We start from the raw sequence: 13501 nt of genomic DNA, 5'->3' as shown, positions 1-13501 counted from the left end.
TCATTCCGAGGCCAGCGCCACGACAGGGTCGAGGCGCGCGGCCTTGCGTGCCGGCAGGTAGCCGAAGACCAGGCCGGTGGCGAAGGCGCAACCGAAGGCGAGCAGCACCGGGGCCGGCGAGTAGGCCACCGGGGTGCCCAGCGCACCGATGATCGCCGCCACGCCGAGGCCGATCGCCACGCCCAGCGCGCCGCCGAGTGCGGAGATCACCACCGCCTCGATGAGGAACTGCTGCAGGATGTTGCGCATACGCGCGCCGGTGGCCATGCGGATGCCGATCTCGCGGGTGCGCTCGGTGACCGACACTAGCATGATGTTCATCACCCCGATGCCGCCGACCAGCAGCGAGATGGCGGCGATGGAGCCGAGCAGCACGGTGAGCGTGTTCTGGGTCTCGGCGGCGGTCTCGATGATCGAGGCCATGTTGCGGATCTGGAAATCGACCACCCCGTGGCGTTCGAGCAGCAGCGCCTCGACCGCGGCCTGGGTGTCGTCGATGTGCGCCACATCCTCGACCGCTACGGTGATGTTGCGCAGGTGGCGCTGGCCGAACAGGCGCATGCTGCCGGTGGAATAGGGCACGAAGATCACGTCGTCCTGGTCGCGCCCCCAGCTGGTGGCGCCCTTCGGGGCCATCACGCCGATCACCTGGAAGAGGATGTTGTCGGCCAGCACGTATTGGCCGACCGGGTCGCGCCCGTCGGGGAACAGCGCGCGCGCGACGGTGCGCCCGAGCACCGCCACGCTGGCGTAGCGCTGCTCGTCCTCGGCGGAGAAGAAGGTGCCGCTGGCCAGCGGCCAGTGGCGGGCGACGATGTAGTCGGCGCTGGTGGCGTTGGCGTCGGTGCGGTGGTCGTTGGCGCCGAAGCGCAGCGTGATCGCCGCGTTCTGCTCGGGCACCGCGGCGCGCACGTTGGGCAGCTCGGCGATGGCCTCGGCGTCGGCTGGCACCAGGGTGGTGATGCCCGCGCGGCCGCGCTGGTTGGGCGCGCCGGGGCGCACCGAGAGCAGGTCGCTGCCCATCGCGGAGATGCGGTCGATGACCTCCTGGCGCGCGCCGTCGCCGATCGCCAGCATGGCGATCACCGAGGCGACGCCGATGACGATGCCCAGCAGGGTGAGGACGGCGCGGAACACGTTGGCGCGCAGCGAGCGCAGCGCGGTGCGGGTGGCCTCGATCAGGTCGGCGACATGCGAGACATGGTCGGGGCGCAGCACGAAGGCCGGCGGCGGCGCGGCGGGCGGCTGCGGGCCGGGGTCGGCGACGATGCGCCCGTCGCGGATCTCGATGCAGCGCTCGGCCACCGCGGCCACCTCGGGCGCGTGGGTGATGAGGATCACCGTGTGGCCGGCGGCGGACAGCTCGGCGAGCTGGCGCATCACCGCGGCGCCGCTGGCGGTGTCGAGCGCGCCGGTGGGCTCGTCGGCGAGGATCACGCGCCCGCCGTTCATCAGCGCGCGGGCGATCGACACGCGCTGCTGCTGGCCGCCGGAGAGCTGGTTGGGGCGATGGTCGAGGCGGTCGCCCAGGCCGAGCGCGTCGAGCAGCTCACCGGCGCGGCGGTGGCGTTCGGCGGTCGGCATGCCGGCATAGACCGCCGGCACCTCGACATTCTCGCGTGCGCTGGCGCCGGCGATCAGGTGGTAGCCCTGAAACACGAAGCCGAAGGCCTCGCGGCGCAGCGCGGCCAGCTGGTCGGCGTCGAGCGTGGCGACGTCATGGCCGAGGAAGCGGTAGCGCCCGCTGCTGGGGCGGTCCAGGCAGCCGAGCAGGTGCATCAGGGTGGACTTGCCCGAGCCCGAGGCGCCCATGATGGCGACGAACTCGCCGGCGTGGATGGTCAGGTCGATGCCGTGCAGCACCTCGACCGCCAGCTCGCCGTTGCGGTAGGTCTTGGTGACGCCGGCCAGCGCGATCAGCGGCACGGCGGGCGGCGTCGGCGTGGCCGCGAGGGAGGGCGCCGCGTCGCGCTTCATCGTCGTCACAGGCCGCGCAGCGGGCGGCGGCGCGTGTCGTCTGCCGTGCCGTCGCGCAGCCCGGCGACCACCTGCTCGCCGGCTTCGAGGCCGGACAGCACCTGCGCCTGGATGCGATTGGTGGTGCCGATGGTCACTTCGCGCTCGACCAGGCTGCCGTCCGCCGCCACCACCTGCACCATGGCGCGCCGCCCTTCGCCGGTGGCGGTGCCGCGCCGGCCGGCGAAGCGCACCGCGCCCATCGGCACCAGCAGCGCATCGCGCGCCTGCGCGGTGATGAAGAACACCTGCGCGGTCATCTGCGTCATCAGCGCGTGCTCGGGGTTGGGCACGTCGAACAGCGCGTTGTAGAGCACCACGTTGTTGGTCACCGTGGGCGTCGGCTCGATCTTTTCGAGCGTGCCCGGCCAGCGCCGGCGCGCATCGCCCAGGGTGGTGAAGTAAGTGGCCATGCCCGGCCGCAGGCGGCCGATGTCGGCCTCGGAGACCTGGGTCTGCACGGTCATCGTCGACAGGTCGGCGATGCGCAGAATCACCGGCGCCGACTGGTTGGTGTTGAGCGTCTGGCCCTGGCGCGCGGTGATCGATACCACCGTGCCGGCCATCGGTGCGTAGATGCGCGCGTAGTCGAGGTTGGCCTCGTCGGCGCGCAGGCTCGATTCGCTCTGCGCGATCTGCGCACGCAGCGCCTCGATCTGCGCGCGCGCCGAGCGCAGCGTGGCCTCGGCCGCCTGCACCGCCTCGGTGGTGGTGGCGTCGGCGGCGATCAGGTTCTTCTGGCGGCGCGCCTGCAGCTGCGCCAGTTCGAGCTGGGCGCCACGGTCGTCGAGCTGGGCGCGCAGGCTGCGCAGCTGGGCGCGGCGCTCGTCGACACGGGCGCGATACACGGTGGGGTCGATCTCGGCCAGCAGCGCACCGGCCTCGACCTGTTCGCCGACCTCGACATGAATCTTGCGCAGCTGGCCGGAGACCTGGGCGCCGACATCCACATGGTCGCGCGGCTGCAGCGTGCCGGTGGCGGTGACCACATCCTCCAGCTCACCGCGCTGCACGGTGGCGAGCAGGTAGCGCTCGGCGGCCGGCGGTGCGGCGGAGAAGTGCACCCAGGCGGCGAGGCCGGCGGCCACGAGGGCGAGCAGCAGGGCGGCGGCCAGCAGGCGGCGGCGAAACGGGCGAGGTGCGTCTGGCGTCATGGCGCGGGGTATGGGAGGGGGGCGCAGGCGGCGGCCGGTCGGTGAGGCAGGGCGTGTCGGCCGGGGCGGAGGGAGTAAACGAAAACGGTTCGCATTTGATCAGAGGCCGTCCGCCGCGGTCAAGCGACCGGCGTCATGCGGCCCGCAGATCGGCCGTCGGCTGTGCGCCGAAGCCGCTCGACAAGAGAAAATCGACCAGTCGCGCCGCACAATCCGCCGGCGCCACCAGTGCGCCCTCGCGCTTGAGCGCTTCGAAGCGCGGCCGCGCCGGAAAGAGCGCTTTGTCGCTGATGCGCACCTGCTGCTGCATGTCGGTGTCGATCACGCCAGGCGCCAAGCTGCAGATGCGCAGGCGCGGCAGGGCGTCTTCGGCCACCGCGCGGGCATGGTGGTCGAGCGCCGCCTTGGTGGCGCAATACACGCTCCAGCCGGCGTAGGCCGAACGGGCCGCGCCGCTGGAGATGTGCAGGATGCGCCGGTCGCGGGCACGCGCGGTGGCGGTGATGAAGGCGTCGGCCAGCATCAGCGGTGCGGCGACATTGAGGGCGACCGCCTGCGCCACCGCCCTGGCGCCCTGGTGGCCGGGCGGGCCGACCGGGGCGACGGTGCCGGCGTTGTTGATCAGCAGCACGTCGTCCGCATCGCCGATGAAGCGGCTCAGGGCGTCGCCCGCCAGCCAGCGCGCCAGGGCGTCGGTGTCGGACAGGTCGATCGCCACCTGACTGAAATGCTTGCCGAAACGCTCGCCCAGCGCGGCATTCTCATGCCGCGCCAGACCGAGCACGCTGGCGCCCCGGTCGAGCAGATTGGCGGCAATCGCGGCGCCCAGGCCGCGGCTGGTGCCGGTGAGGAGGGCTTTCATGAGGACTCCTTTCGGGTGACTCGCAGACACCAGCGTAGCGAAGGCAGGGCGTCGGCGTCGAGCACGGCATGTGGCCGCGGGGGCGGGCGCCGCCGCCAGCAGCCGATATATATAAAGATGTAGGAATTTTCGTCGATATGAAATTTCGTTGGCGAAGCGCACTACGCACGGTACCCTCGCCGCGCCAGGGAGAAAAAAAAATGACGAAAACGGGACGCCGCCGCTGGGCGACGGGGTTGATGTTGATCGGGGTCGCCGGGATGTCTGCGTTGGCTTGGGCGGCATCGGACGGCGAGGATGCGGCCGAACTGCAGGGCTTGCTCGAGGTGCTCGAGCAGCAGACCGAGATCGCCACCAAGACCAAGCTCAACGCGGATTATGTGCCGGGCCTGGTGACGGTGCTGCATGGCGAGGAGATGGAGGCCCTGGGGGCGCGCACGGTGTGGGACGCCCTGCGCCTGGTGCCCGGCATCGAACCGTCGGCCGACGCCATCGGCGCACGCCAGATCCTGGTGCGCGGCATCGGCGGCAGTTTCGCCTCGGGCAACATGAAGATTTTGCTCAATGGCCGGGCGATGAACTCGGCCCTGTCGGCCTCGGCCAACCCGGTGCTGAACCTGTCGATCGCGCAGGTCGACCATATCGAGGTGGTGCGCGGGCCGGGCTCGGCGGTGCATGGCGAGTTCGCCTATGCCGGCGTGCTGAACGTGATCACCCGCAAGCAGGGCCGCGAAGTGTTCTTGCATGCCGGTGAGTCCGAGGTGTATGCGGCCGGCGGCTTCGCCCACTGGCGCAGCGAGGACGGGCGCGGCGGCGGCAGTATCAACGTGGGCGGCTGGCATGGCGCGGCCGGTACGAATGCCGGCCAGGACGCGCTCTACAACGGGTTCAACGCCTCCCAGTCGGCCCTGTCGAACGCGCCGGGCCGGATCGATGACGAGGTCGAGCAGCGCTCGGTGCTGTTGGATCTGTACCGCGACGCGCTGTCCCTGTCGCTGGTGTATGTGGAAGATGGTCATGGCGACCATTTCGGCACCATCAACGTGCTCGACAATGATCAGGGCATCGACTACCGCAACCGCTACCTGATGGCCAGCGGCAAGGGGAGCTGGGCGTTGACCGAGCACCTGAGGACCGAGCTGGCACTCGGTTGGCAGTACTACGAGAACCGCTACAACACGCGCCTGCTGCCGGACGGATTCTTCTGGTTCAACAAGACGCCGGCGCTGACGCAGTTGCCCGGCGGCTACCTCTCCAAGGGCTACTACGAAGAGCAGCGCCTGTCGGCCGACCTGGACGTGCATTGGGACGGCTGGGAAGGGCATCGCTGGCTGGCGAGCCTGGGGCTGGCGCGCATTTCGGTGGGCGATTCGTGGCAGGAGAACAACGTCGATCCGGCGACCAACAATCCGACCCCGACGCAGCGCTTTTTCAAGGAAGACGGCATCCCCTGGCCGTCGGAGCATCGCTCGCGGCGCATTGCCAGTTTCACGCTGCAGGACGAATACCGCCTCTCCGAGGATGTGACCCTGACCGCCGGCGCACGCTACGACGACTACGACGATTTCGGCAGTAACACCTCGCCCCGCCTGGCCGCGGTGTGGCGCCTCGACCGCAGTCACATCCTCAAGGCACAGTACGCCGAAGCCTTCCGCCCGCCCACCTTCTACGAGACCGGCTTCGCCCCGGATCTGAAGCCCGAGACGATCCGCACCGCGGAGCTGGGCTATGTGTTCAAGTCGGCCGAGACCGAGGTGCATCTCACCGCCTTCCGCTCGCGCCTGAGCAACCTCATCGTGAACAACGGCATTCTTGGCTACGGCAATGCCGACACGGTGCGGGTCAAAGGCGCCGAGGGCGAGATCCAGCAGCGCTTCGGGCCGCACTTCCGGATCGAGGCCAACCTGACGGTCACGGATACCGAACAGGCCGGCGGCGGCACGGTGGCCGGGGCGGCCAACCGGCTGGCCAACCTGGTGCTGCGCTACGAGCCGCGCTCCACGCAGACCTACGCGATGTGGCTGCGCCATGTGGGCGAGCGGGGCCGGGAAGCGAGCGACCCGCGCGAGAAACTGTCGGGCTACGAGACCGTCGATCTGGCCGCCAGCTTCGGCAACCTGGGTGTCAAGGGGCTGACGTTGCGCATCGGCGTGAGCAACGTGTTCGATCGCGAAGTGCGCTACCCGGCCTTCAACACGCTCGATCTGGCGGGACAGACGATCCGCTCCTATGCCAACGACTATCCGCAGCCCGGCCGTGCCGGCTGGCTGCAAGTGTCCTACGCCATGTAAGCCGGCGTTCCTTTCCACTCCCGGCGTCAGCCGATCACCGGAAGTCCGACATGCACTCTTTGAATCCATCGGCCGGCTTCGTCCTGCTGCAAACCCTCAACTATCTGCTCACCGCGGCCTTGTTGGTCCATGCCTGGCGCAAGCAGCGTGCGTTGTTCTGGGTCATCCCTGCGGCCATCGTGTTCGGTTTCGTGATCGAGTATTCGCAGGTCTCGAAAGCGGTGCCACCGTATTACTACACCGAAGCGTTGCTCGCCCTGCCCGGGCCGGTGCCGCTGGGGGTGGTGCTCAGCTGGGGGACGATCATCTACGCGGTGCTGGCCACGGTCCGCTCGCTGGCCGTGCCGGCGCGCTGGGCGCCGGTGGTGGCGGGCTTGCTGGCCACGTCGATCGATTTCGTCTCGGACCCGGCCTTCGTTTCGTTGGGCTTCTGGGTGTGGGCCGAGCCCGGCGCATGGTTCGGCATTCCGTGGACCAACTATGTGGGCTGGTTCGTCATCGTGGCGTCCTACACGGCGTGCTTCGAGCTGGTGACGCGTTTCGGCCCGAAGCGCGGCGTGTTCCCGGCGCTTGCGCCGTGGCTGGCGATCGCGCCGGCCTTCGGTATCTTCGTCGGCACGATGCTCGGTTACCTGTGGCTGGAAAGTCGTGCCATCGTCGATCCGGAGACGCTGGTGGCGATGTTCTTCGGCCTGTGGCTGCTCATCGTCCTGTCGCAGCTGGCCCGTCTGCGCGGCGACAACACGCTCAGCGGGTGGACGCTGGCGGCGCCGCTGTTCCTGTTCTGTGCCTCGCTGGCGATCCTCTTCGGCACGCCCCTGCATCGGCATGCGCCTGAACTGGTGCTGGTGCTGCCGGCCTTCACGCTGCTTGGCATGGCCGGTTTCCTGTGGCCGTATCGTTCCGCCTTGGGCATGGCATCGCGGGCGGCGGCGCATCCGGTGGCCTCGTCGGTGTCGCGCAAGCGCATGCTGGCGATGCTGTTCGTCGGTGCGGTGGCCGGTGTCGGCCTCACCGCGGCCACGCCCGACAAGGGGCTGATCGGGCCGGTGAATCTGCCCGGCGACGATGCCTTCCTGCCCAGCCAGGATGTGCAGTGGTGGTACTGGACCGGCCATCTGGAAACGGAGGAGGGGCGCAAGTTCGGCTTCGAAGTGGTGTTCTTCAGCTTCGACAGCTTCCTGGTGATGCGCGACCAGCTCACCCAGGTGGCGATCACCGATGTGGAGGCCGACACCTTCAAGTTCGACGAACACCTGGCCTTTCACCTGCCGCAACGCACGAGCAAGCGCTTCGACCTGAAAGCCGGGCCGGGCGACATCATCCGGGCGGTGGGCGACAGCCAGTTCGATCGGCTGCACAGCGAGGTCGGCGGCTATGTGCTCGATCTGGAGCTCGAAGCCAGCAAGGCGCCGGTGCTGCACTACGGCGGCGATGCCCACCCCTATCGCTTCGGCGGCTACACCTACTACTACTCGCGGGTGCAGATGAAGACCCGCGGCACCATCACCGTCGATGGCAAGACCTATCACGTCAAGGGCACCAGCTGGTACGACCGCCAATACGGCGAGCTCTACCAGGCCATCGTCAAGGGCTGGCAGTGGTTCGCCATCGAGCTGGCGGACAACCGCCAGATCATGCTCTACGACATCCTCGGCAAATCCAACCAGGTCGAGCGCGCCGGGTCGATCACCGATGCCGACGGCAACACCCGCGCGCTGGCCGGGCATCAGTTCCAGGTCGAGGTGCTCGGAAAGTGGAAGAGCCCGCATACCGGGTGCATCTATCCGTCGGGCTGGCGTGTTATCGTCGAGGGCGAAACCTTCGAGGTCCAGCCGATGGTGCGCGACCAGGAACTGCGCGCCAAACACGGTTTTTGGCCGGGTCCGGAATATTGGGAGGGGGCCGCCTCGGTCGGCGGTGCCAGCCCGGGCAAGGCCTATGTCGAGCTCAACGGATTCTGCCGCGGCGTCGAAGGCACACTGGCGTTTTAGGGCCCCCGGCCGCGCGGGCCGGGGCGAAGTGAGACGGGAAGCATGAACAGGCTGCAGCGCATGGGCGGGACGCACGATTGACACGGTCGCTACCGCCGCCGAGCCCCGGTGTGTCGCACTGCCGTGTCTTGTCGGTGTCGCGGTGGCGGCCATGAGCCGCGCGATGAGCGCGCGTCGCCTGATGTGCATGCTGCTGGCGACGCTGCTGATCGCCGGCTCGCCCTGGCTGGGGGCGATTGCCGCCGACGAGCAGGATGCTCGCCGCGTGATGGTCGGCATCAACCTGTTTCCCGCCGTGCTGGCCGCCGACCAGGACATCGGCGACAAGCGCAACGGCAACGAGCCCCTGCTGTTGCTACTGGTTCACCGCGACGAGGCGGTGCTGGTCGAGCAGCTGGCCGCCGTGCTGCGCGACAAGGGTGCGGTGCGCGGCATCCCGTTCAAGGTCAAGTCGGTGGCGGTGTCGCAGCTGCCGGACTACGCCAAGGCGAAAGTTGCCGGCGTCTTCGTCGCCCAGCGCATGGGCGATGACCTCGGCGCCGTTCTCGATTTCAGCCGCCGTCAGAAACTGCTGAGCTTTTCCCCGTTTGCCGGCGATGTCGAGCGCGGCGTGGCCGCCGGTCTGGTGGTCAGCGACCGGGTGCTGCCTTACGTCAATACCGGCGCGGTCGATGCGGCCGGTGTCCGCATCAAGCCCTTCTTCCTGAAAATCGCGGAGCGTTATGAGCAGCGCTGACAAGACGCGGCGGGGCCGCATCAAGCTGCCGGCCGGGGTCGCGGTGACGGCACTGTTCCTGGCGCTTGCGGTGTGCCTGGCGGCCATTCTCGCCTACTACTGGTTCGCGGTACTGGCGCCGCGGCTGGACGCCAACGCCCGCGCCAACGCCACGGCACTGGCCAGCTCCCAGGCGCTGACGCTGGCCGACGCCCTCACCGGGGGCGACGCGGACGCCGCGCAGCGCCGCCTGGCCGGGGTCATGGACGAAATCCTGATCGCGCGCGAGCCGACCACCGGCGCGCCGATCTTCCTCGGCCTGAAGACCGAAATCGACTACGACGTGGTGAATGCGCCGCCGGGCATGCTCGACATCGCCAAGGACAGCGGGGCGTGCAGCGACTGCCTCGACATCGACGTGCCGCTGTATGCGCGCCGCAGCCGGGAGCTGCTGGGCATTGCCCATTTCAGCGCCAACATGCAGTTCGTGAGCGAGCTGAAGACCGATGTGCGCGACAAGCTGTCGATCGGCGCCGCCCTGTTGCTGGTGGTGATCGGCGGCATCTGGTGGGCGGTGGTCAGCCTGCTGCGCAAGCTCGTGCGCAGCGAACGCAACCTGCGCGCGCTGTTCGAAGTGGCGCCGGTGCCGATGGTGCTGGCGCGGCGGCGCGACGGCCACATCCTGCGCGGCAACCAGGCTGCGGCCGAACTGTTCGGCGTGCCCGCCGACGCGCTGGCGGACCAACCCGCCTACACCTTCCATGGCGATGCCGCGGGGCACAAGCCCTTGTGCGGCCCGGACGCCGATTCGCGCAATGTGGATAGCCGCGAGATCGAATTCACCGACCGCCGCGGCGAACATCACTGGGCGCTGGCCTCGGCCTATGCGATCGGCTATTTCGATGAGGCGGCGCACATCCTCAGCTATGCCGACATCACCGCGCTCAAGCGCGTCCAGCAGGAACTGACGATCGCCAAGGAAGCCGCCGAAGCCGCTACCCAGGCCAAGAGCGTGTTCGTCGCCAACATGAGCCACGAGATCCGCACCCCGCTCAACGCCGTGCTCGGCTTCTGCCACCTGGCCCAGCGCACGCCGCTGAGCGACGAGCAGCGCGACTACCTGGGCAACATCCGCAAGGCCACCGACGCACTGCTGGCGGTGATCAACAACATTCTCGACTTCTCCAAGCTCGACGCCGACAAGCTGGAGCTCGAAGCGGTCGATTTCAGCCTCGCCGACCTCGTGGACGACCTGCTCGGCCTGTTCGGCGTGCTCGCCGACCAGCGCGGCCTGAGCCTCGCCGCCGAGGTGGCCGACGACGTGCCCGGCCGGGTCAACGGCGACCCGCAACGGCTGCGCCAGGTGATCATCAACCTGCTGGGCAATGCGCTCAAATTCACCGAACTGGGCGGGGTGCAGCTGCGGATCGGGCGCGAGCCGGGCGCCGAGGGGCGGCTGCGGCTGTGTTTCGAGGTCAGCGACACCGGCGTCGGCATCGCGCAAGACGTCATGCCCAGCCTGTTCGAATCCTTCACCCAGGCCGACAGCTCGATCACCCGCAAGCATGGCGGCACTGGCCTGGGCCTGGCGATCTGCCGCAGCCTGGTGGACCTGATGGGCGGGCAGATCGGTGTGCGCAGCGCGCCGGGGCAGGGCAGCACCTTCTGGTTTACGGCCGAGCTGGGCGTTGCGAGCGCGGTTGCGCCGGCGCCTGCCCCGGCCGCTGCCGAGGCGAGCCAGCCGCGCCCGGGCGCGCGCGTGCTGGTGGTCGAGGACAACCCGATCAACCAGCGCATCATGCGCGAGCTGCTCGAACACATGGCCCTGAACGTGAGTCTGGCCGGTGACGGTCAGGCCGCGCTGGAGGCGGTTGCGCAGGCGCGCTTCGATCTGGTCCTGATGGATCTGCAGATGCCGCGGCTCGACGGCTACCAGGCGACCGCCGGCATCCGTGCGCAACACGATCCGCTCAGCCTGCCGATCATCGCCATGACCGCCCACGGCCGTGACGAAGACCGCGAGCAGTGCCTGGCCGCCGGCATGAACGACCACCTCAGCAAGCCGGTCGATCCGGCGCTCTTGGCGCGTACGCTGGCGCGCTGGCTGCCGGCCGCGCCCTCGGCACCCGGCGCTGCCCCGGCACCGTCGCCTGCCGTTGTCGCCAAGAACGATCCGGCCTTCGATCTGCCCGGCCTCGATGCCGCCGCCGGCCTGGTCCGGGCCGGCCACAACCGGGACCTCTACCGCCAGCTGCTGTGCGACTTCCGCCAGGACCATGCCGACAGCGTCGTGCGGATGCGCCGTGCGATCGCAGCCGGCACGCCCGGCGAAGCGCTGCGCATCGCCCACAACCTCAAAGGCACCGCCGGCAACCTCGGCGCCCGGGCCCTGGAGCGCAACGTGCGGGCACTCGAGCGCACGCTGCGCAGCGAGGTCGATGCCGAGGCGGCACTGGCGGCGGTCGAGGATGCGCTCACGCAACTGGGCGACGGCATCGCCGGCCTCGACACGCCGGCGCCGACGGTCGCCTCCGGCCCGATCGACCCGGTACGGCTGCAGGCGAGTGTGGCCGCGCTGGCGCAAGCGCTGGGCGACGGCAATTTCGACGCCGTGCAGCGGCTCGATCCCCTGGCCCGCGCCCTGGGCGGCCACTTGGCCGACCCCTACCAACGGCTTGCCCGCCAGGTGCGGGCCTTCGAATTCGACGCCGCGCAGGCCACGCTGGCCGACTTGTCGCGGCAATTGGCGACGATCCCCGGAGAACAGACGCATGACTGACGACAAGCCCCGAGTCCTCATCGTCGACGACGAACGCTCCAACATCAGCCTGCTGGGCAACCTGTTGCAGCCGGACTGCGAGGTGGTGGTCGCCACCGACGGCGAATCGGCCCTGCGCCGCGCCGCCGCCGCGGCCCGACCCGACCTCATCCTGCTCGACGTCATGATGCCCGGCATGGACGGCTATCAGGTGTGCAAGCAGCTCAAGGACAGCGACGCCACCCGCGACATTCCGGTGATCTTCATCACCGCCATGGGCGAGGAGGACGACGAGGCGCTGGGGCTGCGCATCGGCGCCGTGGATTACGTCACCAAGCCGTTCTCGCCGGCCATCCTCAAGATGCGCATCCGCACCCATGTCGAGCTCAAGCGCCTGCGCGACCACTGGCAGCGCCTGTCGACGGTCGACGCGCTCACCCAGATCGCCAACCGCCGCTGCTTCGACGAGGCGCTCGACACCGCCTGGCGCAGCGCCATGCGACAGAATCAACCGCTGGCCCTGATCATGGCCGATGTCGATCACTTCAAGGCCTACAACGACCACCACGGCCATGCCGCCGGCGACGACTGCCTGCGGCGCGTGGCCCAGGCCTTGCGCCAGGAGGTCAAACGCGCCGGCGATCTGCTCGCGCGTTTCGGCGGCGAGGAGTTCGCCTGCCTGATGACGGACGTCGATCTCCATGGCGCCGAGACGGTCGCCAAGCGCATGTGCGGCGCCGTCACCGAGCTGGCGCTGCCGCACCAGCACCCGGCGGTGCAGGGGACGGTCAGCATCAGCATGGGCCTGGCGGTGCTGGTGCCCAACAGCGCGCAAAGCCCCACCGAATTGATCATCCAGGCCGACCGCCGGCTCTACGACGCCAAGCGCGGCGGCCGCAACCGGCTGTGTGTCGGCTCGGCGGAGTAAGTATCGATCATCGTTGCCGGGCTGGATTCATCCGACCTCGGGCCGCTCACTCACGCGAAGCGCACGTTCGAGCAAGGTCGCAGTAGGGCTTGGGCGTCATTCGGCGCCTTGCGCCTGGCCTGTCGCGGGTGATTGCGGCCGATCGGGGATGAGGCCGTCCGCGGTGTGTCAGTAGCCGCGGATGTGTTGATACATCGCGACCTGCTCGGCTGTGAGAATGTCCATCATGGCGAGGTGATAGCGCAGGTGGGTGGCGCGTAGCCGGCCCTGGAGCTGGGCGGCAGCGGCCGTGCTCGCCGCGACGGTATCCGGCCCGGCCTGCCGCGATCGGAACAGGGTGTCGAGCTGGCGCTCGGCGGCAATGAGCTGCTCGCCCAGGGTCCGGGCCTCCTCCTGCATGCGGGTAAATAGCATTTGTGTCTTGTGGTGCTGATCCGCACTGAGCTTCAGCTCGGCGGCGAGATCGAGCACATGGGCCGGGCCCGGGTAGCCGTTCAGCTCGGCAGGCAAGGCCATCGCCAGCCCCTTGCCCGCTCTCAGATCGGCCATCTGCTGCTCGGACAACGCCTTGATTTCACGTTGCTGCATGCCGGCATAGGGCGCGGTTGTGGTGCCGGGATGCCGGGATGCTTCATGCGTGCCGTGCCCTGAAGGGGGCTGGGCAACGGCAAGGCCAGAGGTGGTGGAGATGGCCAGCGAGACGAGTACGGGGCGGAGGATTTTCATGGGCACCTCAAGGCAAAGCGCGGAGTTCAAAGGGGCGTGTTGCATTCCGGGGCAGGG

At 69.1% G+C, this 13501-nt stretch carries 9 protein-coding genes; 5 read left to right on the top strand and 4 right to left on the bottom strand.

Features of this window, described 5'->3' with window-relative positions:
• The 3 genes from I8J34_RS04635 to I8J34_RS04625 form a co-directional block, all read right to left on the bottom strand.
• Positions 1 to 1977, bottom strand: coding sequence for a MacB family efflux pump subunit (locus I8J34_RS04635; protein ID WP_214360216.1), 1977 nt, complete (start codon positions 1975 to 1977; stop codon positions 1 to 3).
• Positions 1978 to 1982: 5 nt separating this feature from the next.
• Positions 1983 to 3170 carry an efflux RND transporter periplasmic adaptor subunit gene (locus tag I8J34_RS04630; protein WP_214360215.1) on the bottom strand — a complete coding sequence of 396 codons (1188 nt, stop codon included), beginning with the start codon at positions 3168 to 3170 and terminating at the stop codon, positions 1983 to 1985.
• 133 nt (positions 3171 to 3303) lie between these two features.
• Complete coding sequence (locus I8J34_RS04625) at positions 3304 to 4032, bottom strand: SDR family oxidoreductase (RefSeq protein ID WP_214360214.1); 729 nt, start codon at positions 4030 to 4032, stop codon at positions 3304 to 3306.
• A gap of 200 nt (positions 4033 to 4232) precedes the next feature.
• Between I8J34_RS04625 and I8J34_RS04620 the strand changes: the two genes are divergently transcribed.
• The 5 genes from I8J34_RS04620 to I8J34_RS04600 all read left to right on the top strand — a co-directional run bounded on the left by I8J34_RS04620 (position 4233) and on the right by I8J34_RS04600 (position 12718).
• Positions 4233 to 6323, top strand: a complete 2091-nt coding sequence (locus tag I8J34_RS04620; protein WP_214360213.1) for a TonB-dependent receptor plug domain-containing protein — start codon at positions 4233 to 4235, stop codon at positions 6321 to 6323.
• A 50-nt stretch (positions 6324 to 6373) separates the two neighbouring features.
• On the top strand, positions 6374 to 8317 hold the full coding sequence (locus tag I8J34_RS04615) for a carotenoid biosynthesis protein (protein WP_214360212.1): 1944 nt from the start codon (positions 6374 to 6376) through the stop codon (positions 8315 to 8317).
• A gap of 163 nt (positions 8318 to 8480) precedes the next feature.
• A complete protein-coding gene (locus tag I8J34_RS04610; RefSeq protein WP_214360211.1) occupies positions 8481 to 9053 on the top strand; it encodes a YfiR family protein in 573 nt (190 codons plus the stop codon).
• Complete coding sequence (locus I8J34_RS04605) at positions 9040 to 11811, top strand: hybrid sensor histidine kinase/response regulator (RefSeq protein WP_214360210.1); 2772 nt, start codon at positions 9040 to 9042, stop codon at positions 11809 to 11811. The genes I8J34_RS04610 and I8J34_RS04605 overlap by 14 nt, the downstream gene beginning before the upstream one ends.
• Positions 11804 to 12718 carry a GGDEF domain-containing response regulator gene (locus I8J34_RS04600; protein WP_214360209.1) on the top strand — a complete coding sequence of 305 codons (915 nt, stop codon included), beginning with the start codon at positions 11804 to 11806 and terminating at the stop codon, positions 12716 to 12718. The genes I8J34_RS04605 and I8J34_RS04600 overlap by 8 nt, the downstream gene beginning before the upstream one ends.
• Before the next feature lie 168 nt (positions 12719 to 12886).
• Here the strand turns inward: I8J34_RS04600 and I8J34_RS04595 are convergent, their stop codons facing one another.
• Positions 12887 to 13444, bottom strand: coding sequence for a hypothetical protein (locus tag I8J34_RS04595; protein ID WP_214360208.1), 558 nt, complete (start codon positions 13442 to 13444; stop codon positions 12887 to 12889).
• Positions 13445 to 13501 lie beyond the last annotated feature (57 nt).

It is taken from the genome of Denitromonas iodatirespirans (genome assembly GCF_018524365.1).
In the GTDB taxonomy this organism is placed as follows: Bacteria; Pseudomonadota; Gammaproteobacteria; order Burkholderiales; family Rhodocyclaceae; genus Nitrogeniibacter; species Nitrogeniibacter iodatirespirans.
The sequence above is the reverse complement of the archived record's forward strand: the minus strand, read 5'-3'. Positions and strand labels throughout refer to the sequence as shown.